This is a genomic window from Peribacillus sp. S4 (assembly GCF_046715815.1).
GTDB classification, from domain to species: Bacteria; Bacillota; Bacilli; order Bacillales; family DSM-1321; genus Peribacillus; species Peribacillus frigoritolerans.
The window spans coordinates 3,641,794-3,665,825 of record NZ_CP175708.1; the positions used below are offsets into that span (position 1 = coordinate 3,641,794).

Consider the following 24,032-nt stretch of genomic DNA (forward strand, 5'->3'; position numbering starts at 1 on the left):
ATTATTAGAGCATGTCCAAGAATTTGCCGGAAATGATCTTTGCATCTTCCTCGGAACGGCAGATAATTAAACATGTATCGTCGCCGCCGATCGTCCCGAGTATTTCTTGCCAATTTAAATTATCAATCAATGCACAGATGGCCTGGGCATTACCCGGGAGCATTTTCATAACCAGCAAATTGTTGGCTGAGTCAATGCGTACAAAGGCATCGACAAGGATTCTCTTTAATTTTTGAAGTGGATTGAAACGTTGGTCGGCCGGCAGACTGTATTTATACCTTCCATCCGTTAAAGGAACTTTTACAAGGTGAAGCTCTTTAATATCCCTTGAAACGGTGGCTTGAGTTACATTGTATCCAGCTAATTTCAATTCTTCAACTAACTCATCCTGTGTTTCGATATCATTATTCGTTATAATGTCCCTTATTTTTATATGTCGTTGTCCTTTATTCATAAGTAGAAGCACCTCTTCTCAACTGTTGCTCATTTAATGGTAATGGTATCACTTTCAATATTAATGTTATCGGATTTTTATGCAATTGTACAACTTTTTTCTCTAAAATGAATACAAGTCTAATTTTTGCACTTACCTATTTTATGTATCCACTCATAAATGATTCAATTCCATGACGACAATGCATAGTCAAAAAGCTCCTTTAGCCAACCATTCAGCCAAAGGAGCCATACAAAGTTCTAGCTATTCTTTTTTAAATTGGGCATGGGCCTCTCCAACGATGTCATCAACCGTTTTCGAAAGCAATAATGCTCCATCTTCCTTCGGCCCTTGCCAGTGTAAGTGAAGTAAGAATTCAATATTTCCATCACCGCCGGTAATCGGTGAGAAGGAGGCATCCTTAATATCATAGCCTTCCTTTAAAGAAAAAGAAATGATCTTATCCAACACTTGTTTATGGATTTTGGGATCACGAACAATCCCCTTTTTACCCACTTGATCCTTCCCGGCTTCGAATTGCGGTTTAACCAAGGCAACGACATCACTATTCGGGACGAGCAAGGTCTTTAGTACCGGTAAAATTAACGTAAGCGAGATGAAGGAAACATCAATGCTTGCGAAGTTTGGCATCTCCCCGTCGAAATCGGCGGGTGTAACATAACGGAAATTGGTTCTTTCCATTACTTTTACCCGCTCATCTTGCCTAAGCTTCCAGGCAAGTTGATTATAGCCGACATCAAGCGCATAAGACATTATGGCGCCATTTTGCAAAGCACAATCCGTAAACCCGCCAGTTGATGATCCGATATCAAGCAGTATTTTTCCATTCACTTGTAAATCGAATTCCCTTAATGCCTTCTCAAGTTTAAGACCGCCTCTTGAAACGTAAGGCATGACTTTTCCTTTGATCGTGAATTCTAGATCGACCGGCACTTTTTCCCCCGGTTTTTCGTATCTCTCTTCATTCGCGTAGACAAGGCCTGCCATAACCATACGCTTCGCTTTTTCACGTGTATCGGCCAAGCCTTGTTCTACAAGTAATACATCCACTCTTTCTTTCATCACTTTCATATTTTCAGGCCCTTTTTTCTTTTTTGGGTGTTATCATTTTAATCTTTTTGATGGCTGTATCAGTCGTCAGACCGATTTCTTCAAGAAGTTCATCGACGCTTCCATGTTCAATGAAATAATCAGGTATCCCCATTCGATCTATAATTGCCCCATAAAATCCTTGATCATGAGCATATTCAAGAACAGAACTACCAAAACCACCTTGAAGAACCGCTTCTTCTATTGTCAGGATTGGCATTTTTTCACCAAGGAGACTGCTTAGCATGTTCTCATCCAAAGGCTTAATGAACCGGGCATTGACCACCTTCACTGAATAATCCTCTTTCTCGAGCAGTTCTGCCGCTTCAAGAGCCATGGGAATCGTTGTGCCGAAAGTTAAGATGGCAGCATCCGTTCCTTCTTTAAGAACTTCCCACGAACCGATCGGAATCTGCTGTAATTCAGCATCCATCTCTACTCCCCAACCATTCCCACGAGGGAAACGCATGGCAATCGGACCATCATTATATTTTAAGGCCGTATTGACCATATGCTGGCCTTCGTTTTCATCTTTCGGCATCATCAGCACCATATTCGGTACGTGGCGCAAGAAAGCAATGTCGAAAACGCCTTGATGCGTTTCACCATCGGAACCAACCAATCCGGCACGATCGATTCCTATGAATACGTTCAAATTTTGACGGCAAATATCATGCACCACCTGGTCATAAGCCCTTTGCAGGAAGGTTGAATATATAGCCAGGAATGGTTTCATTTTTTGCGTTGCCAATCCGGCTGCAAAAGTTGCAGCATGCTGCTCGGCAATCCCTACATCATAAAAACGCTCTGGGAACTCTTGAGAGAAGCCCACCAATTTCGAACCTACGGGCATTGCAGGTGTAATCGCGACAATCCGCTCATCGTCACGGGCTAGCCTGCTGACAGTATCGCTTACGAGAGCGCTCCAAGCAGGACCCTTACTAGGGGATTTCACGAAATCACCTGTCTCGATCTTATATGGGCCAGTCCCATGCCAGTTCCCGGTTGTGTCCAACTCGGCAGGAGAATATCCCTTGCCTTTTTTCGTGATGACATGCAGCAGGACCGGTCCCTTCGTTTTCTTGGCATATCTTAAATTCTCAAGCAATTCTTCATAATTATGTCCATCTACTGGTCCAAGATAAGTGAATCCGAGTTCTTCGAAAAAGATTCCTGATACCAATAAATATTTCATGCTATCCTTCAAACGTTCAGCTGTAGCCGCAAGTTTACCACCGACTGCAGGAATTTTTTTCAAAAGCAGCTCCAATTCATCTTTTGCCCAGTTATATTTACCTGCTGTCCGCAATCTTCCCAATATCGTGTGTAAGGCACCTACATTGGGGGCTATGGACATTTCATTATCATTCAGGATAACGATCATGTCCTTTTTTTCATCACCGATATGATTCAACGCTTCAAGCGCCATCCCCCCTGTTAGGGCACCGTCTCCGATTACAGGCAAAATAAAGCTGTTTTCCCCTTTGATATCACGGGCAGCCGCCATCCCCATTGCAGCTGAAAGGGAAGTCGAACTGTGACCGGTTTCCCAAACATCATGGGGGCTTTCAATCATTTTAGGAAAACCGCAAAGACCTTTATATTTCTTTAAGGTGTCGAACTCTCCTGCTCTGCCAGTCAGGATTTTATGGACATAGGATTGATGTCCGACATCCCATAAAATTTTATCATTCGGACTGTTGAATTCTTTATGCAAGGCTATAGTCAACTCGACGACACCTAAATTGGGACCAATGTGCCCACCGGTCACCGATAATTTTTCCACAAGGAATTTCCGTACTTCCACACTTAACTCGACAAGTTCTTCATTATTCATCTTCTTCAAAAAAGAAGGGTCTTTTATAGATAGAAGATCCAAACAGGACCACTCACTTTCTGTCATTTTCGGTGATTAGCATAAACAAAGCCTCATGAAAGAGGGCTATGGAAGACTTGACCGAAAAATTGGTTTTAAGTTAAAAAATAGCCGCCAACACCCAGGTGATTTCGGCGGCTTATTATACCTATTTTATCACGTATCTCAATTAAAAAATTCATTTTGATTTTCACATATTTTTGCACAATGAGTATACCACAAAACCTCAATTGATAACAAATTTAGCCACAATCAATGATTACGGTTCGCAATTAAATCAGTTAGTTCATTCAACAAACCCGTTTGTAAGGTTGTTTTTCCTAAAGCGGCATGGGCAAGTTCTATATGATGTTCCAACTTTTGCTTTGCCCCTTGAAGGGTTAGTAAAGAAGGATATGTACTTTTATGATTCCCCACATCACTGCCAACCGGCTTGCCGATCAACTCGACTGACCCTTCAATATCCAGAATATCATCGCGAATTTGAAAAGCTAGCCCCAGGTGGTATGCAAAGTCACGTAAATGCAGTTGCTGTTCTTCACTCGCCCCTGCTAATATAGCACCGGAAAGGATGCTTGCAGTCAATAACTTCCCTGTTTTATGTTCATGTATATACTCCAATTCCTGAAGGGTCAGCTGTTTATTCTCACCTTCCATATCGGCAACTTGCCCCCCAACCATTCCTTCGGCTCCGGCGGACTTCGCAATTTCACTTACAAGGTTCAGCTTCATTTCAGCCGTGACCTCGGGATTGGTCATATCCGTCACCAATTGAAAGCTATAAGTAAGAAGTGCATCACCTGCCAGTATGGCCACCGCTTCACCGAACACTTTATGATTCGTCGGTTTTCCGCGGCGGAGATCATCATCATCCATTGCCGGAAGGTCATCATGAATCAAAGAATATGTATGAATCATTTCTATGGCAGCCGCTGCAGGAATCCCTATCCTCAAGCTTTTTCCAAAGGCCTCCAAAACCGCAAAGACCAATAATGGGCGAATCCGTTTACCCCCTGCCTGCAGTGAATAGATCATGGCTTCTTTGACTACTGCCGGGGCTTTAAGTTTATTGACATATTCGACGATTTCCCGTTCTATAATTGCCTTATATTCATTTGAAAACATTTCAAAGGACGCCGTACCCATGTCATTCTTCCTCCTGTACAGCAAAGTTTTCAAGTTCCCCATCTTCGCGTAAAATTTGAGTCAACTGATCTTCAACAGCCTTAAGCTTTGAATGGCAAAGCCTTGATAAATCCATCCCTTGTTTATATATCAAAATGGCTTCTTCCAAGGGCACATCGCCTTCTTCCAACTGCTCTACAATTTTTTCAAGATTCTCCATCGCTTCTTCAAATGTAGCTTCCTGTTTTTTTGTCATGATTCAATCCGCTCCTTAATTTCTTTAATTTCACATTCAAGAGTTCCATCTTTTATCGAAACCGCTATCTTATCCCCTTTTGATACTTGCTGTGTACTTTTTACTAATGTCTCATCCTCAGCAAAAACCAATCCATAGCCCCGTTCCATGATTTTTAGTGGACTGAGAGCAGATAAAGTGGCTGTAATATGGACGAACTGCTGAGATTTATGCCGATAGATGGCTTCCATGGCCCTCCGTAAAACCTTTGCATGCTGCTGCAGTTCATCTTTCGCATTTTTCACCGCTTGTTCAGGATGCTGCTTTTTCAAAATATCGTTCAGCTGATTCAGCTCATCTCTCTTTTTCATGAAATATCGCGTGCTGGTCCTCCCTAGCCTGTCCATCGTCTTGTCTAGTTGTTCCAGCTTCTGTTCGTACATTTTATGTGGGTAACGGAAGGCATAAGACCTCTCCATCCTGGTCAAACGGGTTCGTTCAAAATTCACTGCTTCTTGAATGGAGCGGGTCAATCGATTCTTGCGGTTCATCAGGCGTTCGAGTATTTCATTCAAGTGAGGAACCGCTAACTCTGCTGCACCAGTCGGTGTAGGAGCACGCATATCGGCGACAAAATCAGCAATCGTAAAGTCGGTTTCGTGACCGACAGCAGAAATTACAGGTATATCGGAATCATATATAGATTCAGCCACTATCTCCTCATTAAAGGCCCATAGTTCCTCGATCGACCCGCCGCCCCTTCCGACAATGAGAACATCGCTTTCCGCCCTTGCGTTCGCCATGGAAATTGCCTTGGCAATCGATTTAGCGGCATTATTCCCTTGTACAAGAGCTGGATAAACGATGATCCTGGCGATCGGATATCTCCGCTTGATGGTTATCAGAATATCTCTTAATGCAGCTCCGGTCGGTGAAGTTATGACCCCTACAGACTTAGGGTACTGCGGGATCGGCTTCTTGTGTTCGGCCAAAAACAAGCCTGCTCCCTCCAGCTTTTTCTTCAGCTGTTCATAAGCAAGATATAAATCCCCCACACCATCAGGGGCCATGCTTTTCACATAAAGCTGATACTGTCCTCCAGCTTCATATAATGATATATCACCCTTAACAAGTACCTTCATGCCATTTTCAGGAAGGAATTTCATCCCTTTATTATTGGCGGCAAACATGACGGAGAGAAGTCGTGCCTTCTCATCCTTTAAAGTAAAATACATATGTCCGCTTGTATGTTGTTTAAAATTTGAAATTTCACCTTTTATGTATACATTTTGCAAATGGGGGTCGGCATCGAACTTCCTTTTGATGTACTTCGTTAAAGCCGACACACTCAAATATTGTTGGTTGCTCATATAATGTCTCCTTCCGATGGAAATCGGATATAAAGAAAACTCACCTATAGATTATCATAAATCCATGAATGGAAAAAAAGCGGTCTCCCGTTATTATAAAACAAGAGGTCCGCTTCTTTAAAATAATTTAACGTTTTTTTCAGCTTTTTAATGCTTGCTTGTTTGATTCAAATGCTTTTTGAGCAGATTTGACCGTATTCTTCATAAGCATCGTAATCGTCATGGGACCAACGCCTTTAGGAACAGGTGTAATGTATGAAGCCTTATTTTTCACTTCATCAAACGCCACATCACCGCAAAGCTTCCCTTCATCATTCCTGTTCATTCCGACGTCAATGACGATTGCGCCTTCTTTAATATGGTCACTCGTGATCGTGTCCCTCTTTCCGACCGCTGCCACAACGACATCGGCTTGCTTGGTATAATAAGCAAGATCCTTTGTCCGTGAATGACAGTATGTAACGGTTGCATTTGCGTTTAAAAACAATTGTCCGGCTGGTTTTCCGACGATATTACTTCTCCCTACGATGACAACATGCTTACCTTCAAGGTCATAGTCGATATACTCAAGCATCACCATGACGCCGTACGGAGTACAAGGTAAAAATGCATCTTGTCCCGTCATCATCCGCCCAATATTAATCGGGTGGAATCCATCTACATCCTTTTCAGGGGAAATCGCTTCAATAATCGCCTTTTCCTGAATATGTCCAGGCAAGGGCAGCTGCACCAATATACCATGAATGCTGTCATCCTGGTTTAATTCAGCAATGCTCTGAATTAATTCCTCCTGAGAGAGATCCGCAGGCTTTTTAATTAGTACGGAATGCATACCCAAGTCCTCACAGGCCTTTTGCTTATGGCGCACATAAGTTTGAGATGCTTGATTGTCACCCACCAGGATTACAGCTAAACCCGGAACGACATTTTTTTCACGTAACTGTTGAACTTCCTTACTGATTTCCTGCCTAACTGACTCTGCAATTTCTTTACCATTAATGATTTGAGCTGACATGTGTTTATTCCTCCCAAGTTAATTTTGCTAAAGAAATTGCTGAGAGAATCCTTGTTCAAGGCTGCAGCTTTAGCTGCCGCTTTTCACCTTCACTTTGGATAAAACGGCATTTACAAAGCTGCTTGATTGATCATCACCGAATTTCTTAGCAATTTCAATAGCTTCATTCATTGCAACACTTACAGGAACATCTTCACTGTGAACCATTTCATAAACCGCGATCCGCAGTAAATTCCGATCAATGTTCGCCAGTCTTTCCAACGTCCAATTCTCTAAATTGTCCCTGATCATTCCATCAATTTGTTCACGATTTTCCGTTATCCCCATTACTAATTTCTTGAAATAATTATCAGTGGGAGCACCATCCAGTACGCTTTCCATTGCTTCTTCTGCATTCGAGTTGGCAATATCTATCTGATATAGTGCTTGAAGGGACTTTTCACGGGCTTCTCTTCTTTTCATAATCTTACTCCTTTTACATCTACTATTATATATGAAAATGCTAGAACAAACGAACATTAAATAACATTTTTTCAAAAATATTAAGATTCTCGCCATATTTTTTATAAAAACAAGCTAAATCCCACTAAATTAAAGGCCAAAATATTCAATATCTTGATTCAAGATTACATCTCAAGATTACTTTCCATTTAAACGGCCAACACAGTCCCATACTTTTTGAAAGTGTCAAAAAGCTCTTGCCTAGCTTTCATGCTCATATTTCACCTTTTACACTCTAACAGAAATCACCCTTGAATTAAAGGGAAATTTCCAGACACCGCCTTATTATGTTCATTTAAATTTAATATTATAAGCAGGCTCCAAAAACGGGTATCTTGGAGTTTACTTTCAAAAAAACAAAAACCCGGCTTTTTGCCGGGTTTTTGCTGGTGTGAATCGAATGAAGCCCACTTACACTTCTTGTTCGTAATCCGCTTCTTGTTTAGCGTTTTCAAACGCAATGCCCACTACATGAATGTTCACTTCGCCAGCGTCGATAGCGGTCATATTCAACAAAGCTTCACGAATGTTATCTTGCACTTCCTGAGCAACTTTCGGAATTGAAACACCAAACTTCATGACACAATAAAGTTCGACTTTGATGGATTCTCCCGTTAAGTCCACTTTAACACCTTTACCGTGGTTCTTTTTACCAAGCTTTTCAACAACACCCGTAGCGAAATTCCCGCGCATATGTGCAACACCTTCAACTTCCGATGCAGCGATACCCGCAATCACCTCTATCACCTCAGGCGCAATCTCAACTTTGCCCAGCCCACTATTATAATCATTCATTTCGAGTAATTGGCCTTCCATTTCACTCATTCAAAAGCACCTCCTGTCTTCCTTTACATTATGAGTTCATTACATCATATATTTCAAGGAATTTGGTATTAAATTCCCCGGAAACAAATTGTTCATGCTGAAGTAACTTAATATGGAAAGGAATTGTGGTACTGATCCCTTCAATGACAAACTCACCCAAGGCGCGTTTCATCTTCTCGATTGCCTCTTCCCTAGTCGGTGCATGGACAATCAATTTAGCGATCATGGAATCGTAATACGGCGGTATCGAGTACCCAGGGTATGCCGCAGAATCCACACGAACTCCGTAGCCGCCTGGAGGTAAATACATTTGAATCTTACCTGCGGAAGGCATGAAATTCTTTTCTGGATTTTCGGCATTGATCCGGCATTCGATAGACCATCCGTTATAAGTGACATCCTCTTGCGAAAGCGATAGTTTGTTGCCTGAAGCAACTTTAATCTGTTCTTTAATCAAATCCACGCCCGTTACCATTTCTGTAACTGGGTGTTCAACCTGGATACGTGTATTCATTTCCATAAAGTAGTATTTTCTATTCACATAGTCATAAATAAATTCTACTGTTCCGGCTCCTGAATAGTTTACGGCAAGTGCAGCCGTCACAGCGGCCTGCCCCATTTCCGCACGTATTTCACCATCCAACGCCGGTGACGGGGTTTCTTCAACAAGTTTTTGCAAACGTCGTTGGACCGTACAATCACGCTCACCTAAATGGATGGCGTTGCCATGATTATCTGCCATGACCTGTATTTCAACGTGACGGAAGTCCTCGATGAACTTTTCAATATACACGCCAGGATTCCCGAATGCCGTCGCGGCTTCCTGTTGTGTGATGTTAATGCCCTTAATGAGATCTTCTTCCGTCCTTGCGACGCGGATACCTTTACCGCCTCCGCCTGCAGTAGCTTTGATGATGACTGGATAGCCCATTTCATTAGCTAGTGCTACACCCTCATCCGTATCTTTGATTATGCCTTTAGAACCTGGCACGATCGGTACACCAGCTTTGCGCATGGTTTCCCTTGCTACGTCCTTTGTACCCATTTTATTGATCGCTTCAGGGCTAGGACCGATGAAAATGATATTGCATTCACGGCATAGCTCGGCAAAGTCGGCATTTTCAGCTAGGAAACCATATCCCGGATGAATTGCATCGGATCCCGTTTTCTTGGCAGTGCTGATAATGTTGGTTTTATTTAAATAACTGTCTTTTGATAATTTAGGACCGATGCAATATGCTTCATCAGCAATTTGAACATGTAATGCTTCTTTATCTGCTTCTGAATAGACAGCAACAGTCTCGATTCCTAACTCCTTGCATGCCCGGATGATACGGACAGCAATTTCCCCGCGATTGGCAATTAATACCTTTTTGATCATTTAGAAACAGCTCCTCATTCCGGCTTTACTAAAAATAATGGTTGACCATATTCTACAAGCTGACCTTCTTTTACAAGGACTTCAACGATTTCACCGCTTACTTCAGCTTCGATTTCATTGAAAAGTTTCATGGCTTCCACGATGCAGACGATGGAATCCCCCGTTACTTTATCGCCTGCTTTTACGTATGCAGGTGAATCCGGTGCAGGAGATTGGTAGAATGTCCCTACCATAGGGGAAGTGATTTTATGTAAATTTTCCTGTTCAGTGACGGCTGCAGCCGGTTTTGCAGGTTCAACAGCTTTCGGTACTTCAGGGGCAGGGGCCGCTGCGGGCTTGACCTCTACAGCTGCATTGGCTTGAACAACATCTGGAGCAACTGCTGCTTGGTGTAATACTGTACCCGTTTCGGTTTTTTTCAATTTAATTTTCGTTCCTTCATTTTCGAAAACGAATTCACCGATATTTGATTGATCGACTAACTTAATAATTTCACGAATTTCTTGCACTTTCATTTTGTGGCACCCCTTGTCTAATTTAATATGAGTTTGTGAGGCAATAATATTTTATGTAACCCTACCCTTAGCTTATCCTACTTTGTCCAATACTGCACAAAGTAGCCGCTTTCTTTACGCGAATGCGAATAAACTGACTACAAACCCCATCTGTATTATAACAGATATTTCACTTTCTCAAAATATTGTTTCCCTAAGAAAATTGAAAAGTTTATGACCAGCTTCTAACATCATACAATATTAGCTTATACAAATTCAATGATAGATTAATTGTTACCGAATATCCATACTTCCATCTTACACCTTTATTATAATATTGTGAATATATATCAACTTGGGCACCTTAACGCTTGCTCTTTAATTTTGCATTTCTTTCCTGGAAAACCGCCATAATATCCATTGTAATTACTTTTCTAGAATATTACGGATGATCATTATCACCATTTCTATTTGAGTTCCTGATTCCAATCGACATAAAAAAGCTTTTCCTCTAAAGTTTCCAGGTTTGTGAGATAGTTTAAAAAATCATAATAAAAAGCCTCCCATTTTTTTATTAAGGGGGCTTTCAAATTTTTATGAGGTTGAACTGTTCTGTATCAGTCACTTTTTTCTGTATGTGTGTTTACTTTTCCGGTTGGAAATCGACCACTACATTTTGTGCATCGCTCACTTCTTTCCTTACGAGGCGGATAATGTTATTTGCCTCTGTTTTCGTTTGTTTATCCGCCTTGACACTCACCTTAACATCCGTTCCGTCCACCCGGACCAGTGCGGCATTGTAATCCATGGCAACAATTAAGTTTTCGATGATATTTTCTTTCACTTTCGTTTCACTTAATTGTTCGATTTTTGCATAAGCCTCGTCTCTTTCTTCAGCTGATAGTTCTGTGTTGCCCATCTTTGCAGTCAATTCTTCATTCAGCTTCGCCCGTTCATCTTCAATCTGCATCCTTAACGATTCGAACTCATCTCCAGATGCAATGGTTACAGAGGAACCTTCTGTATTTTTGGAAGTTTCTTTTTCACTTTTGTTTTCCCCTTTTGTCTCTGCTTTGTTCTCTGTTTTATTTTCTTCCTTTTCCATTTGCTCTGTTGCCGTCATATCGGCGGCATTTTCTTCAGGAGCGGTTAAATAATAGACTGAAAGCACAACGACCAGACTTAGCATAGTCAATAACCAAACGGTTTGTTTTTTTAATAACATGTAGATTTTCCCCCTTATTTTTTAGGCATGACAGAAACCCTGTGACTCGGTACATCAAGTGAGCGTGTGACAGCCTCGATGATCCACTTCTTTATTTGAATGTTTTCGGCCCCTTTTGCGACTACCAGGACTCCTCGTACACTAGGTTTTTTCGTTTCCGAAATGATCGGTCCTTCTTTTTCACCGCTCTTGACCAAAACTAGCTGTTCATCAACGGATGTGTCTTCGACCGTCCTTTTGCCGCCTTCCTGGTCGGTTTCTTCAGTGACTTGTTTTTGGGTGACTTTATTTCTTTCATATACTTTTTTCTCGGATGCATCGACGTAGATTACGACTTTCACATCCTGTACGCCTGCGATGGATTCTAGCGCTTCCTTCATTTCATTCTGTAGATATATTTCATAGTCTTTTGTAGTCTTGAATTCTGATTTCTTCTGGCCGAATGTTTCAACATCCCCATCTTCTTCCTGCTGTTTATCATTATTGAATACAGTCGTCACTTCAGATGTTTGTCCCGTCTTGTTGGTGGTTAACAAATTCCCGGCCATCATGATTCCCGATCCCAAAAGGACAACGATTAGAGCATAGACATACAGGGAAGGTTTTTTTTCCTTAGGCTCTTTTTGGTCAGGGTCTTTATTTAATAGTTTTTGCAGCCAGGATAATGGACCTTTGTCTTTGTTCAATACTCAGTCACTTCCTTTCCCCGGCGATTTCAATGATCTCTTCATCAACAGACCAACTTGTTGCCAGAAACCTTTTGACAGCATCCAGATTGGCATCATTCGAAGTGGATGGGCTATCTGTATTGATATCAACCTTCGCTACTGCCTCTATCTCCGAGTTTTCTTTCCCTTCTGCCTTTTCCAATGAGATGGTTATGTTCTGCAGATCATCAACACCCGGCTCTTCCTCATTCTTGACCCCTACATCAATTGAACTAATCCTCATGTTATAATCCGCCATCAGCTCCTCTTCCACTTCTGCCTGTAAGTCAACAGCCATTTGTTTTAAAATATATGCACCCTGGGTAGCTTGTATTTCTTTTTTCTTCATTTCTGTCAAATTTCCTAAATCTTTTTTTTTCTGATCCTCAAATTCACTAGTGGCCGCAGTGAGAATATCATCGAAATCCTTATTGAATAATCCCAATATAGGAGTGATGATGATTGCAATCAGTAAAAGCCCGATAACCATTTTGGCATACTTCTGTAAAGCTGAATTCGGCAGAAGCATATCGATCACAGTAGCCAGCAGTACAAATATGATGATGTTGGATACCCAGCCAGCTAAAAAACTCACCAAGTCCTCCTCCTTTCTAACGAACCATCAGGGTAATGTTTCCAGAGGCGATGATTACCGTGATACTTAAAAAAAACATGAGTGAGACAATGGCCAATGCGGCGAAAATATAAATCATGCTTTTACTTATGATGTCAAGGCATTTTATTACAGGTCCTCCGCCCAGCGGCTGCAAAAGACTCGCTGCCAATTTATAGACAAAAGAAATCATCAGGATTTTTATGGCGGGAAATGTGGTAATGAGCAAGAGAATGATGACGCCTGACAATCCCACTGTATTTTTCAAAAGGACGGAGGCACTAATGACCGTATCCGTTGCATCGGTAAACATGCGCCCTATGACCGGTATAAAGTTACCTGTCACGAATTTGGCTGTCCTGATCGTCACTCCGTCAGCTACAGCTGAGGATGCTCCCTGAACGGAGATCACACCAAGGAATATGGTCATGAATGCTCCAAGGATCCCGATGGCAAAATTACGGAGAAGTTGTGCCAGCTGTGTCACTTTGTAATGTTCGGTCAACGTGCTAACTATGCTTAAAATCGCTGCAAAGAATAATAACGGAAGGACGACGAACTGAATCAAGATGCCGCTTGTATTCATCAAAAACATCAATACCGGATGAAAGAAGGCTGCCGATATAAGTCCGCCTGAAGCAGCTATCAATGCCAAGAGTAAAGGGATGAGCGCCATTAAAAAGGAAATCATCAAATCTATCGTATCTTTTGTATATTCAATCGCCACATGAAAACTGTTAAGTGCCAAAATGATCAGCACCATATAAACGATTGCATAAGCGACCTTACTTACGGAGCTTTGCTCGAACGCATTCTGCAAAGACTGGAGGAACATGCTGAAAACGGTTAATAAAATGAGTGACCCCAGCAGCTTTCCATTCACGAGCAGTTCATGAAAAATGAATTTTGTGATTCCCTTTATCCATTCATCAAATGAAAATTTCTTATCGCCGCTTACAAAATCCATGAAGCTCCCTTTCTGGCTTTCCGGTAAGAATCCTCCATATTCCGTAACGATGTCATCCCAATATTGTTTGAGCTCATCGACGCCCAGCCTTTCTATTTGGGCTTGTACCAGTTCGGACTGCATGATCGGCTCTTGATCAACTTCACCATTTTCTGGATTCTCGGCAGCTTGTCCAATAGATGCATGCAAAAAAAAGAGTAAAACGAATAGTATGGATAAGTAAGGCATCCGCTGCTTCATACATTCACCTCATTGACTAGGAGTAATCCATTAACTTGGGAGCATCTGTAGAATCGTTTCGATAATGACGGTCAAAATCGGAATCGCCATGGCAAGAATCAAGATTTTTCCGCTCAATTCTATTTTGGAAGCGAGCGAACCTTGCCCTGCATCTTTTGTAATTTGGGAAGCGAATTCTGCAATATAGGCAATTCCGATTATTTTTAAAATGGTCTCTAGATACACGGTATTTACATTCGCATTAACTGCAATTTTTTCTAACATTAGAATGATTTCGTATATCTTGTCAGCTAAAAAAAGAAAAATGGAGCATCCTACAAAAACAACAAGCAGAAATGCTAAATTTGGTTTTTGCTCTTTGACGATCAGTGCCAAAAAGGTGGCAACTAGGGCAATGGCCACGATTTTTATGATTTCAATCGCGAATCCCTCCCTTACTGAAATAGAAATACAGATTTAATTTTTTGAAATAAATCCTCTACTACAGAAGCAACCATGAATAAAATATAGATAAATCCGAAAAGTGTCACCCACTGGGCATATTCCTTCTTCCCAACCTGATCGAGTATCGTGTGAAGAAATGCCACTACAAGCCCCACACCCGCTATTTTAAATATGATGTCCACGTCAATGCCCATTTTCATTCCCCCCACATATTCCTACATCAGCAAGATGATCAATAATAGCCCTGATAAAAAACCAAGACTTTTCATCATTTTTTCATATTTCCCCTGGCGGTCGAGTGCATCGGTTTCTTCCCGTTCCAGATGTGCCATTGTTAGCATGATTTGCTTTTGCTGATGATATTTATCGCTTTTTCCAAGCGTCTCCCCAAACTGTGAAAGAATCTCGAATTCTCCCTGTTTTAAAGCAAGGGATTGCCATATTTTCTTCAAACTATCATCCCATGCTTCTTTGACGGTGGTTTCACCTGACTCGAGCCGATTTGCAAATGTATCGAAAAAGCTGGACAAAGGTTTGGCCATCTGTTTAGAAAGTTTCCTAGCCGCTTCTTTCAAAGGTGTATGACCGAACATGATTTCAGCTTCAAGCGATTGCATGGCGACTTTCAGCTGTCTCAGTTGACGAGGCCTCATACTTAATTTTTTCGCCGCTTCAAAACCTGCCCAAGTCGTCGCTATAATAATTATCGCTGCTCCTATTAACTTAAACATGCGGGTTCACACTTTCTCCCAAGTAAATGGGAACCCCTGCTGCATCAAGGACTTTGTAGCCCCTCCTACCGGATTTACTTCTTTTTAATTCAATAAAGCGTTCAAAGATGTTTTGCTTTAATATTTCAGCGATAATGGGTCTCTTCTTGATTTCATCCAGTGTATGGCCATGCGTGGTTATCATGAGTTTAATACCTGCATTCACGGCTTCCAGCACAGCCTGCGTATCCGCTTCCCTGCCTATTTCATCCACGATCAATACATCCGGGGACATCGAACGGATCATCATCATCATCCCTTCCGCTTTAGGACATCCATCGAGCACATCAACCCTTGTTCCGAATTCGAGCTGCGGCACTCCATGCACACATCCGGCAATTTCTGAGCGCTCGTCCACTATCCCCACCTTTTGAGGGGCAATGCCGAGTTTTTCATTACCACTGGATATCATTCTTGCAATATCACGTAATATGGTCGTTTTTCCCGTTTGCGGAGCACCGATCAACATGGTATGCTGCCATTCCCCGTCATATAAATATGAAGTGAGAGGTTCAGCTGCACCTATTTTTTCACGTGCAACCCGAATATTGAATGAGGAAATATCCCTGATCGCTTTGACCGAACCATTTTCCAGGATCACCTTGCCAGCAAGCCCCACCCGATGTCCGCCCGCTATGGTTATATATCCTCGCTTTAATTCTTCCTCAAGCGTATATAACGAAAATTGACCTATATTATTCAATAATTGATCTGCATCCGAATGGGTCACTTCATAGGAAAAAAAGTATGGTTCCCCCCCTACAATGACCTCAAGCGGCCTGCCAACCCGAATTCGCAGTTCTTCCATCCTATCGATCACCATCGGTGTCATACCGCGGAGTTGCTCGTATAAACTTTTCGGTAAAAAAGAAAGAATCGTTTCCATTTTGACAATCCTCCTGTATACACCACTTTCAATAAAATATATGCCGACAAGCACGCAATGATGACAGGCTATTAAAGAAACGGACCATTTATTGATTTTTTATAACTTCCTGGATCTAAAAAAGACCGAGAAATTAATCTCGGTCTAAGTCTTAGTTGATTTCAGAAATCCGCTCCCTTTCCGCCGACTGTCTGCCAAGCCTCCTCGGCGCAAGCGCCTGTGGGGTCTCGGCTAGCCAGTTATTCGGCAGGAGTGTCGCAAATTTCTTCAATCGATTAAGGATATAGGAAAAAAACATGAAGGATAATCTAGTCTTAAGAATATTCGGGATGAGACTAGCCTACAGTTTTTTCATAATAAAAGTTGCAGTTGATTTCAGAAATCCGCCCCCTTTCCGCCGACTGTCTGCCAAGCCTCCTCGGCGCAAGCGCCTGTGGGGTCTCGGCTAGCCAGTTATTCGGCAGGAGTGTCGCAAATTTCTTCAATCGATTAAGGATATAGGAAAAAAACATGAAGGATAATCTAGTCTTAAGAATATTCGGGATGAGACTAGCCTACAGTTTTTTCATAATAAAAGTTGCAGTTGATTTCAGAAATCCGCCCCCTTTCCGCCGACTGTCTGCCAAGCCTCCTCGGCGCAAGCGCCTGTGGAGTCTCGGCTAGCCAGTTATTCGGCAGGAGTGCCGCAGATTTCTTCAATCCAGTGAGGGTTCCACTCCATAAAAAAGTAAAACATGAAGGGTAACCAAGTCTTCTTATAAAATCATGGTTTGGGATGAGACCATACGGACCTTCCAGACTGGGAACTTGAGGAGATGAGGATGCTTTTTAAACATGATCATGATTCGATCAGCATGAATGATTACTTTAGACCAACTGGTGCCAGCTTGTAAAATGGAGATTAAAGAGGACTATCGTGTGTACAAATCATCCAATTGCATTTGTGCAGGACTCGTTCATCTTTATCACAGTGTTGTACAGAAAGTAAGGACCTTCAGAAAGTGGTGGCACTCCATATTGGCAGGAATATACGGAAGAAGCAGATCATCTGCGTCATCATGAAGTCCAATCCCATAAAAAATCAAAAAGGTTTCGGAATGAAACCATTCCGAAACCTTTTTGTCTGCAATTTGAGGCCGAGATATTAATCTCGGCATTCTTTCATTTATGCACGTGATACGTAAGAACCTTCATTTGTATTGATCAATAGTTTGTCACCTTGGTTGATGAAAAATGGCACTTGAACCGAAAGGCCTGTCTCAAGTACGGCTGATTTCGTGCCGCCTGAAGATGTATCGCCTTTAATTCCAGGCTCAGTCTCCGCCACTTCTAGTTCCACTGTGTTTGGAAGTTCGACACCAAGAGTTTCCGCTTGGAAAGTCATGATATGTACTTCCATATTTTCCTTTAGGAACTTAAGTTCACGTTCAATGCTTGAAGCCGGCAGCTCGATTTGGTCATACGTTTCGTTATCCATGAATACATGGCTGTCTCCACTTGCATAAAGGTACTGCATCTTGCGGTTTTCGATATGTGCTTTAGCAACTTTTTCACCAGCACGGAATGTTTTCTCCTGGATTGAACCCGTACGAAGGTTCCGAAGTTTAGAACGTACAAAAGCTGCACCTTTACCAGGTTTAACGTGTTGGAACTCGATAACCTGCCAAATTCCATTGTCTACTTCAATCGTAACACCCGTGCGAAAATCGTTTACAGAAATCATAAATTTGTCCTCCTACATGTACATGTTTACAGAATGATTAACTCTTTAGTTGAATGAGTAAGTGCTTCGTTACCGTCAATTGTAACGATTGTATCATCTTCAATCCGCACTCCGCCTACGCCCGGTAAATAAATACCCGGTTCAACGGTTACAGCCATACCAGGTTCTAAAATGATATCAGACCTAAAGGATAATGCTGGACCTTCATGAACTTCAAGGCCGATTCCATGTCCGGTCGAATGTCCAAAATACTGCCCATATCCCTTTTCTTCAATTAGATTTCGAGTTAGTGCATCCGCTTCCCTGCCAGTCATACCGGGTTTGATCCCAGCCATTCCTCTCAGTTGAGCTTCTAAAACAATGTCATAAATATTAATAAGTTCTTCACTTGGCTTGCCAACCGCTAATGTCCGAGTGATGTCAGACACATACCCGTTATAATATGCCCCGTAATCCAATGTGACAAAATCGCCTTTTTCGATGATTTTATCAGTAGCCACTCCATGCGGAAGTGCGGACCTTATGCCGGATGCTACTATAATATCGAAGGAAGAAGAAGTTGCCCCTTGTTTCCTCATAAAGAATTCAAGTTCATTGGATACATCCAGTTCCGTAATCCCTGGACGCAGGAAATCCAGAATATGCGTAAACGCAGCATCAGCAATAGCAGCCGCTTCCTTTAATATCTTAATCTCTGACGAAGTCTTTATCAAGCGTAAATTCTCAATAACCCCAGACACCGGCAAAAGTTGGCCATCAATGGCCGCTTCATAAGCTTTATATGTAGCATAAGTCAGGTGCTCTTGCTCAAAACCCAGCTTGCCGATATTCATCGCTTTAGCCTGCTTGCCGACTTCTTCCATGATGGTTCCTTTGTGTTGAACGACTTCATAGTCCGGTGCCTGCTTGCCCGCTTGTTCCACGTATCTGAAATCAGTGATGAATTTAGCTTCTTTTTGGGAAATGAGGACAACGCCTGCACTTCCCGTGAAGTTGGTCATGTATCGGCGGTTATATGTACTGGTGATCAAAAAACCATCAATGCCCACCTTTTCCATCGAGGCTCTTAAGTGCATTAGTTTATTCATTTAATTTCCCCCTTTGCAATCTTTGTGATCGCCTGCAACGCCAATTCATAACCGTGTATCCCCAAGCCGACAATCTGTCCCGCCGATACCGCAGCGGTCACTGATTCATGTCGAAAGCTTTCACGGGCATGTATGTTCGAAATATGCACTTCCACCACTGGAACATCAATTCCGGCTATTGCATCACGAATCGCATAACTATAATGAGTAAAAGCCCCAGGATTAATGATAATCCCGTCGATCCCATGATCCTCTGACCAATGGAGCTTGTCGATAATCGCTCCTTCATGGTTAGTTTGAAAAGAGGTTAATTCCACATTTAACCCTTGTGCTTGCAGCATTAATTGCGCTTCCACATCCGCAAGCGTCGAGGATCCATAATGCGCAGGTTCCCGCTTCCCCAAGCGATTTAAATTCGGACCATTGATTAGTAAGATTTTTGTCATCATCAAACACCTGCTCATGTTAAAAGAATGCTTTCCATGAACATTCTATCATAATTCCAAATTGTCTTACTACTTTTTTACAACCAAGAGCAATCAGCTTTCCGATTGCTTCTCGGCCTTGTTTTTATGGCGTATATATTCCTGATGATCATATGATATAGAAAACCCTACAAAAAGACCGTATATAATAAAAATGCATACACTTGTTATAACCGTATTTGCTGACATTTTATAAAAGGTTGGCAAATCGATGAACATCGGTTTCAGGACAAATACAAGTAAAGCCCAGCAGACCACCCCCAAAAAAATACCCGGAAAAATACTCTTCATCCTTTTAAAGAGACTATAGTATATAAAAGCGATCCCCACGGATAGAATTCCGAATAAAATCATGGTCATTACCGTACCGAGCCAATGATCGATCCAGGTCATATTTGACCACGAAGTCAATATGAATTTTGGGCTAAAATCCATAAAGTTAACATAATGGGCTAGGATTCCGATAAAACTGGCTAAAGCCCCCCCAACAAAACCGACAGCAAGTACATTGTAGATTAACATGCTTTGATATTCCTGTTGAATTTGTCCATTTTCATTAGAAGACATATCAAACACCTCCGCTACGTAGTATGCCCTTTGTTAAATAGAACTATTTTTTTTTATTATTGGGGAGGAGAATCACTAGAGGTTTTGTGATTAATTCTGTATGATTAAATCATAAATAATCTGCTTTTTTCAGAGGAAAATCCCCTTCCTCTGTTGAAATTTATAATGTACACAGGATAATACCTTCCTGTGATTCAACATTCAAAAAGCAATTGCAGGGGAAAAAGCTTCCATTCCATTTTGGAGGACCGCCTTAAACCCTTGTGATGCTTGATAATACACATGTTAGCACCCATGAGAGAGCTACGTGAATAACTATTAGGTTGGTGTAGAAATGTCTGAGGTTCAAAAACCCGTTTATGGAGGGCAGGCTGTAGTGGAAGGCGTCATGTTCGGTGGCAAACATCACACAGTCACTGCGGTACGCCGCAAAGATTCGACGATTGTATATTATCATCTGCCGCGTGAATCGAAACCTGTTGTAAACCGCTTAAAAAAAATACCGTTTCTACGGGGTATCGTATCACTGATTCAGTCAAGTGCCACCGGTTCGAAACATCTTAACTTTTCAACTGAACAGTATGAAGAAGAAGAAGACGGGGAAAAACAGGTCGAAACGAAAAAAGAGACGAAAGACCCCTCTAAATTAAGTCTTTGGCTAGGTGTTGCCGTGATCGGTGTGATCTCCTTCCTATTTGGGAAATTGCTTTTCACCTTGATTCCTGTCTTCCTCGCAAAATTGACAGAACCCATTTTCAGTGGCCATACGGCTCAGGTATTAGTGGAAAGCTTGTTCAAGCTGATCTTACTGCTCGTATATATTTATGTAGTTTCCTTGACGCCATTGATCAAGCGGGTCTTTCAGTATCACGGAGCAGAGCATAAGGTGATCAATTGCTTTGAAAGCGGAAAAGAATTGACGGTTGCAAATGTGCAGGCAAGTTCCCGCCTTCATTATCGCTGTGGCAGCAGTTTTATTTTATTTACTGTCATTGTAGGGATGTTTGTCTATCTTCTTGTACCAATAGATCCGCTATGGGTTCGTGTCGTCAATCGCATTTTGCTTATCCCCGTCGTGCTCGGCATAGCATTCGAAGTCTTGCAGTTGACTAACAAAGTAAGGGACACTCCCATCCTGCGTTACCTTGGCTATCCCGGCCTTTGGCTTCAGTTATTGACAACCAAAGCCCCTACCGATGATCAAGTCGAAGTCGCATTGGCATCCTTCCAAGAACTGTTGAGGATGGAAAAAGAGACCGAAAAAGGTTTAGATTCGGATGTAATTGTGTAAAACATCTATACACATTTTGATGATGAAAAATCATATACTAACTAAATGAATGATCTTCATTTTTTTCAAATATTTCACAATTAGAATGTTTAAAATAAGCTAAAAATGCTTATGATGCTCTTAAGGAGGTGTCTTTGTTGAAACGTTTCATATCTTTCATGATATACGGAATCATCGCCCTCGGAGTCCTCGGACTATTGAGCCGACTATTTAATGACCCGATTGGCTTTTTTAGAAACATTCTCATAATAGCCATTGTCGCAGGGATTATTTATATGATTTATACCGGATTAACAAAGGGAAAACCAGTTAAGAAAGAGCAGCAAGCATTCCGAAAGGCTGCCCGCCAATCGAAAAAAAGGCTAAAAAACCGAACTTCGAAAAAAGATAATGTGGCTAGCTTCTCTGCAGCAAAATCATCAAAGAAAATAAAATGGAGAAAGAAAACGGATAGTCACTTAACCGTCATCGAAGGGAAAAAGAATAAAAAGAAAAATCGGGCTTCTTTTTAAGAGCCCGATTTTTTATTTATTATCAATAAGTCCATTTTTTAAGGAATTCTTTCGTACATTGCCTGCCTTTATCGATCAATTCACCCTTTTTTTCATCATTCAGATTAAAATCCATTGCAGAAATTCCCTTCATCGGGATGAATACAATATTATGGACGTGTTTCTTGGAAATATACCTAGCATCATGGGCATCTTTCATCGTTTTGAATAGTGCGGAGAACAATTCGACCGCATTATCCACCTCATGCGGTTTCCATATCTCATCGACGCTTAACCGCAAGCCAATGACCGGTCTCTCCTTTCTAACATGATCTGAATTGAATAACCACATTGGAAAATTGCTTAACACACCTCCATCAACAAAAAGGAACTTGCTTTTTCCGACATTAAGTTTGACTGGCTCAAAGAAATACGGAATGCTGCAACTCATTCTTACTGCCTTTGCCACTGGAAAAGCGCTTGGGTCTATTCCATAATTAGGCAAATCATCAGGCAGTACGACCAATTTCCCATTTGAAATGTCAGAGGTTATGATACGGAGTGATTTCGGCCGAACATCCTTAAAGGTAACTACATTCCTTTCGGCAAGTTTACCGGCGACCCATGTTTCCAAGGCGTTGCCTTTATAAAGGCCCAGTTTCCAGTATAAAAGAAGCCATTTGGCAAATGGGATAGGCAAAAGACCACGCCTTTTATCCAGCAGGCCGCTTAAATCTATATCAAGAAAAAGCTTTTCCATTTCTTTTCCCGTGTACCCAGCCGCTACGAATGCTGCAATTATGGATCCTGCACTCGTCCCTGCTGTTCGATGGAATTCAAATCCCTTTTCTTCTAATTCCTGCAGGGCTCCCACTAAACCATAGCCTTTAATCCCGCCTCCGGAAAAAACGCCGTCAATAATCATAGCTGCCCTCCCCTAATCCGGTCTTTACATTTCTAAGCAGGATTAGAGCGATTTATGACAGTTTCAAAAAGAAAATTGCCTTGATTCAGGTAAAATACTGAATTTCCGCTTTCGGGAAAAATTCCGCTATATACCCACGAATGGTCGTTTCCAGTTCTGCCGCTTCCTCGTTTTGATAAACATATTTACCAATTCCATATCGGCCCCATTTATATTTACGCTTCGTTTCGTCCAGTTCCAATTTTGTTTTCGGATAGTTTTTTTGAATCACTTTTTTTGCTGGACCAGTGAACCGATGCTGGATTAATTCGAAAGTCAAGTCAGGGATATCCACCCCTTTTAAGGCCTCACTCAACCGTTCGAATAATTCATGGTAGCCCTCCTTCCATGCTTCATGACGGTATATTGGAGCTACGATAAAACCCAGGGGATATCCGGCACCTGCCACTTTACGTGCCGCTTCCATCCTTTCTTCGAAGCTCGAAGTCCCGGGTTCGAAATTTTTTATCACATAACGTGAATTTATACTGAAGCGAAATCTCGTTTTTCCATTATGTTCAGCATCCAACAGATGATCGACATGATGGAATTTAGTGACGAACCTAAGAACCCCATATTCACTTTTCCCAAAATACTCTATGGCCCTTTTTAATGAATGTGTCAAATGATCAATTCCGACGATATCCGATGTACAGGCTGCCTCAAAACGGGTAATTTCAGGCTTTCTCTCATTTATATATTTTTCGGCTGCCTCGAAAATCTCGTCAAGATTCACATATGTCCGAATATATGGCTTTGATCCGAGTGTCGTCTGTAAATAACAATAGTGACAATGCCCCATGCACCCTGTAGCAAGAGGGATGGCATATTCAGCAGATGGCTTTGAAGAATCGAATTTCAATGTTTTTCTGATTCCTATCACGAGTGTCGATTTGGCGACACGATATTTTTGCAGATCATTTTCTCCAGGAAGATCCCTAATTTGGTTATGCGATGTGGTCTCACGGATTTCAATGTTCAAATCTTCGAATTTCTTCTTCAATTCCCGGCCAAGCGGGTATTCCAATGCCCTTGGCTCGATATATACTAACTGTGGCATAAATGGTTTCATTTCGATCTCCATTCTTTTTTCGATTTGTTCATACTTTCAATCGAACTACACAATCTAATTGATAAGGATAGTTTTTCTTTATTCTTTTATCCTCATGATTGTTTTTACTTGGAAATTCAAAATGAAGGAGATGC

Annotated in this window: 27 protein-coding genes; 2 read left to right on the plus strand and 25 right to left on the minus strand. The window is 41.6% G+C overall.

From position 1 onward, the window contains the following. Positions 1–4: 4 nt before the first annotated feature. From ahrC to ACJ9PY_RS17350, 23 genes are all read right to left on the minus strand, one after another. Positions 5–454 (minus strand): transcriptional regulator AhrC/ArgR, encoded by a 450-nt coding sequence (ahrC, locus tag ACJ9PY_RS17240; RefSeq protein WP_034308279.1) that lies wholly within the window; start codon positions 452–454, stop codon positions 5–7. Between the two features lie 243 nt (positions 455–697). Further along, entirely contained in the window at positions 698–1,525 is an 828-nt protein-coding gene (locus tag ACJ9PY_RS17245; protein WP_411738629.1) for a TlyA family RNA methyltransferase, read from the minus strand. Between the two features lie 4 nt (positions 1,526–1,529). Beyond that, positions 1,530–3,422, minus strand: coding sequence for a 1-deoxy-D-xylulose-5-phosphate synthase (dxs, locus tag ACJ9PY_RS17250; protein WP_411738630.1), 1,893 nt, complete (start codon positions 3,420–3,422; stop codon positions 1,530–1,532). 249 nt (positions 3,423–3,671) lie between these two features. After that, on the minus strand, positions 3,672–4,565 hold the full coding sequence (locus ACJ9PY_RS17255) for a polyprenyl synthetase family protein (RefSeq protein WP_057278792.1): 894 nt from the start codon (positions 4,563–4,565) through the stop codon (positions 3,672–3,674). A gap of 1 nt (position 4,566) precedes the next feature. Further along, the gene (xseB, locus tag ACJ9PY_RS17260) at positions 4,567–4,800 is read right to left on the minus strand and encodes an exodeoxyribonuclease VII small subunit (protein ID WP_411738631.1); all 234 of its coding nucleotides are present in this window, start codon (positions 4,798–4,800) and stop codon (positions 4,567–4,569) included. After that, positions 4,797–6,149, minus strand: coding sequence for an exodeoxyribonuclease VII large subunit (xseA, locus tag ACJ9PY_RS17265; protein WP_336866499.1), 1,353 nt, complete (start codon positions 6,147–6,149; stop codon positions 4,797–4,799). Before xseA ends, xseB begins: the two co-directional genes overlap by 4 nt. 139 nt (positions 6,150–6,288) lie before the next feature. Next, complete coding sequence (folD, locus tag ACJ9PY_RS17270) at positions 6,289–7,164, minus strand: bifunctional methylenetetrahydrofolate dehydrogenase/methenyltetrahydrofolate cyclohydrolase FolD (RefSeq protein WP_106026875.1); 876 nt, start codon at positions 7,162–7,164, stop codon at positions 6,289–6,291. 69 nt (positions 7,165–7,233) lie between these two features. Continuing rightward, positions 7,234–7,626, minus strand: a complete 393-nt coding sequence (gene nusB, locus ACJ9PY_RS17275) for a transcription antitermination factor NusB (protein ID WP_034308295.1) — start codon at positions 7,624–7,626, stop codon at positions 7,234–7,236. A 450-nt stretch (positions 7,627–8,076) separates the two neighbouring features. Beyond that, positions 8,077–8,481 carry an Asp23/Gls24 family envelope stress response protein gene (locus ACJ9PY_RS17280; RefSeq protein WP_222620245.1) on the minus strand — a complete coding sequence of 135 codons (405 nt, stop codon included), beginning with the start codon at positions 8,479–8,481 and terminating at the stop codon, positions 8,077–8,079. A gap of 37 nt (positions 8,482–8,518) precedes the next feature. Continuing rightward, on the minus strand, positions 8,519–9,871 hold the full coding sequence (gene accC / locus ACJ9PY_RS17285) for an acetyl-CoA carboxylase biotin carboxylase subunit (RefSeq protein WP_057278794.1): 1,353 nt from the start codon (positions 9,869–9,871) through the stop codon (positions 8,519–8,521). 14 nt (positions 9,872–9,885) lie between these two features. Continuing rightward, positions 9,886–10,386, minus strand: a complete 501-nt coding sequence (accB, locus tag ACJ9PY_RS17290; protein WP_034308306.1) for an acetyl-CoA carboxylase biotin carboxyl carrier protein — start codon at positions 10,384–10,386, stop codon at positions 9,886–9,888. Between the two features lie 622 nt (positions 10,387–11,008). Then, positions 11,009–11,590, minus strand: a complete 582-nt coding sequence (locus ACJ9PY_RS17295) for a SpoIIIAH-like family protein (protein WP_057278796.1) — start codon at positions 11,588–11,590, stop codon at positions 11,009–11,011. Between the two features lie 14 nt (positions 11,591–11,604). Then, positions 11,605–12,276, minus strand: a complete 672-nt coding sequence (gene spoIIIAG / locus ACJ9PY_RS17300) for a stage III sporulation protein AG (RefSeq protein ID WP_048681803.1) — start codon at positions 12,274–12,276, stop codon at positions 11,605–11,607. A 7-nt stretch (positions 12,277–12,283) separates the two neighbouring features. Continuing rightward, positions 12,284–12,892, minus strand: a complete 609-nt coding sequence (gene spoIIIAF / locus ACJ9PY_RS17305; RefSeq protein ID WP_034308312.1) for a stage III sporulation protein AF — start codon at positions 12,890–12,892, stop codon at positions 12,284–12,286. A 16-nt stretch (positions 12,893–12,908) separates the two neighbouring features. Next, the gene (spoIIIAE, locus tag ACJ9PY_RS17310; RefSeq protein WP_411738632.1) at positions 12,909–14,117 is read right to left on the minus strand and encodes a stage III sporulation protein AE; all 1,209 of its coding nucleotides are present in this window, start codon (positions 14,115–14,117) and stop codon (positions 12,909–12,911) included. Between the two features lie 30 nt (positions 14,118–14,147). Further along, entirely contained in the window at positions 14,148–14,528 is a 381-nt protein-coding gene (gene spoIIIAD / locus ACJ9PY_RS17315) for a stage III sporulation protein AD (protein ID WP_223255841.1), read from the minus strand. A gap of 23 nt (positions 14,529–14,551) precedes the next feature. Further along, positions 14,552–14,755, minus strand: a complete 204-nt coding sequence (spoIIIAC, locus tag ACJ9PY_RS17320; RefSeq protein WP_034308319.1) for a stage III sporulation protein AC — start codon at positions 14,753–14,755, stop codon at positions 14,552–14,554. A 21-nt stretch (positions 14,756–14,776) separates the two neighbouring features. Beyond that, positions 14,777–15,292, minus strand: a complete 516-nt coding sequence (gene spoIIIAB, locus ACJ9PY_RS17325) for a stage III sporulation protein SpoIIIAB (protein WP_034308322.1) — start codon at positions 15,290–15,292, stop codon at positions 14,777–14,779. Next, entirely contained in the window at positions 15,285–16,217 is a 933-nt protein-coding gene (gene spoIIIAA, locus ACJ9PY_RS17330) for a stage III sporulation protein AA (protein ID WP_057278798.1), read from the minus strand. The genes spoIIIAB and spoIIIAA overlap by 8 nt, the downstream gene beginning before the upstream one ends. Before the next feature lie 1,165 nt (positions 16,218–17,382). Beyond that, on the minus strand, positions 17,383–17,940 hold the full coding sequence (gene efp / locus ACJ9PY_RS17335; protein ID WP_034308328.1) for an elongation factor P: 558 nt from the start codon (positions 17,938–17,940) through the stop codon (positions 17,383–17,385). A gap of 26 nt (positions 17,941–17,966) precedes the next feature. Then, positions 17,967–19,028, minus strand: coding sequence for a M24 family metallopeptidase (locus ACJ9PY_RS17340; protein WP_057278800.1), 1,062 nt, complete (start codon positions 19,026–19,028; stop codon positions 17,967–17,969). Next, entirely contained in the window at positions 19,025–19,474 is a 450-nt protein-coding gene (gene aroQ, locus ACJ9PY_RS17345; RefSeq protein ID WP_048677783.1) for a type II 3-dehydroquinate dehydratase, read from the minus strand. The genes ACJ9PY_RS17340 and aroQ overlap by 4 nt, the downstream gene beginning before the upstream one ends. Before the next feature lie 93 nt (positions 19,475–19,567). Further along, complete coding sequence (locus ACJ9PY_RS17350) at positions 19,568–20,080, minus strand: YqhR family membrane protein (RefSeq protein WP_057278801.1); 513 nt, start codon at positions 20,078–20,080, stop codon at positions 19,568–19,570. 334 nt (positions 20,081–20,414) lie between these two features. Here ACJ9PY_RS17350 and ACJ9PY_RS17355 point away from each other — a divergent pair, with 334 nt between their 5' ends. Then, complete coding sequence (locus ACJ9PY_RS17355) at positions 20,415–21,371, plus strand: DUF1385 domain-containing protein (protein ID WP_283928864.1); 957 nt, start codon at positions 20,415–20,417, stop codon at positions 21,369–21,371. Positions 21,372–21,508: 137 nt separating this feature from the next. Further along, positions 21,509–21,883 (plus strand): SA1362 family protein, encoded by a 375-nt coding sequence (locus tag ACJ9PY_RS17360; RefSeq protein WP_048677789.1) that lies wholly within the window; start codon positions 21,509–21,511, stop codon positions 21,881–21,883. Between the two features lie 22 nt (positions 21,884–21,905). Here ACJ9PY_RS17360 and ACJ9PY_RS17365 read toward each other — a convergent pair whose 3' ends face one another. Further along, positions 21,906–22,787 (minus strand): patatin-like phospholipase family protein, encoded by an 882-nt coding sequence (locus ACJ9PY_RS17365; protein WP_411738633.1) that lies wholly within the window; start codon positions 22,785–22,787, stop codon positions 21,906–21,908. Positions 22,788–22,872: 85 nt separating this feature from the next. Next, entirely contained in the window at positions 22,873–23,898 is a 1,026-nt protein-coding gene (gene splB, locus ACJ9PY_RS17370; RefSeq protein WP_057278804.1) for a spore photoproduct lyase, read from the minus strand. Positions 23,899–24,032 lie beyond the last annotated feature (134 nt).

Coding starts and splice junctions, on each gene's coding strand:
- spoIIIAE (WP_411738632.1), bottom strand. CDS start 14,117: ATGAAGCAGCGGATGCCTTACTTATCCATACTATTCGTTTTACTCTTT.
- ACJ9PY_RS17355 (WP_283928864.1), top strand. CDS start 20,415: ATGTCTGAGGTTCAAAAACCCGTTTATGGAGGGCAGGCTGTAGTGGAA.
- ACJ9PY_RS17365 (WP_411738633.1), bottom strand. CDS start 22,787: ATGATTATTGACGGCGTTTTTTCCGGAGGCGGGATTAAAGGCTATGGT.
- ACJ9PY_RS17280 (WP_222620245.1), bottom strand. CDS start 8,481: ATGGAAGGCCAATTACTCGAAATGAATGATTATAATAGTGGGCTGGGC.
- accC (WP_057278794.1), bottom strand. CDS start 9,871: ATGATCAAAAAGGTATTAATTGCCAATCGCGGGGAAATTGCTGTCCGT.
- aroQ (WP_048677783.1), bottom strand. CDS start 19,474: ATGACAAAAATCTTACTAATCAATGGTCCGAATTTAAATCGCTTGGGG.
- folD (WP_106026875.1), bottom strand. CDS start 7,164: ATGTCAGCTCAAATCATTAATGGTAAAGAAATTGCAGAGTCAGTTAGG.
- nusB (WP_034308295.1), bottom strand. CDS start 7,626: ATGAAAAGAAGAGAAGCCCGTGAAAAGTCCCTTCAAGCACTATATCAG.
- ACJ9PY_RS17245 (WP_411738629.1), bottom strand. CDS start 1,525: ATGAAAGTGATGAAAGAAAGAGTGGATGTATTACTTGTAGAACAAGGC.
- spoIIIAA (WP_057278798.1), bottom strand. CDS start 16,217: ATGGAAACGATTCTTTCTTTTTTACCGAAAAGTTTATACGAGCAACTC.
- xseB (WP_411738631.1), bottom strand. CDS start 4,800: ATGACAAAAAAACAGGAAGCTACATTTGAAGAAGCGATGGAGAATCTT.
- ACJ9PY_RS17340 (WP_057278800.1), bottom strand. CDS start 19,028: ATGAATAAACTAATGCACTTAAGAGCCTCGATGGAAAAGGTGGGCATT.
- ACJ9PY_RS17350 (WP_057278801.1), bottom strand. CDS start 20,080: ATGTCTTCTAATGAAAATGGACAAATTCAACAGGAATATCAAAGCATG.
- accB (WP_034308306.1), bottom strand. CDS start 10,386: ATGAAAGTGCAAGAAATTCGTGAAATTATTAAGTTAGTCGATCAATCA.
- splB (WP_057278804.1), bottom strand. CDS start 23,898: ATGAAACCATTTATGCCACAGTTAGTATATATCGAGCCAAGGGCATTG.
- xseA (WP_336866499.1), bottom strand. CDS start 6,149: ATGAGCAACCAACAATATTTGAGTGTGTCGGCTTTAACGAAGTACATC.
- ACJ9PY_RS17295 (WP_057278796.1), bottom strand. CDS start 11,590: ATGTTATTAAAAAAACAAACCGTTTGGTTATTGACTATGCTAAGTCTG.
- ACJ9PY_RS17255 (WP_057278792.1), bottom strand. CDS start 4,565: ATGGGTACGGCGTCCTTTGAAATGTTTTCAAATGAATATAAGGCAATT.
- ahrC (WP_034308279.1), bottom strand. CDS start 454: ATGAATAAAGGACAACGACATATAAAAATAAGGGACATTATAACGAAT.
- efp (WP_034308328.1), bottom strand. CDS start 17,940: ATGATTTCTGTAAACGATTTTCGCACGGGTGTTACGATTGAAGTAGAC.
- spoIIIAC (WP_034308319.1), bottom strand. CDS start 14,755: ATGGGCATTGACGTGGACATCATATTTAAAATAGCGGGTGTGGGGCTT.
- spoIIIAB (WP_034308322.1), bottom strand. CDS start 15,292: ATGTTTAAGTTAATAGGAGCAGCGATAATTATTATAGCGACGACTTGG.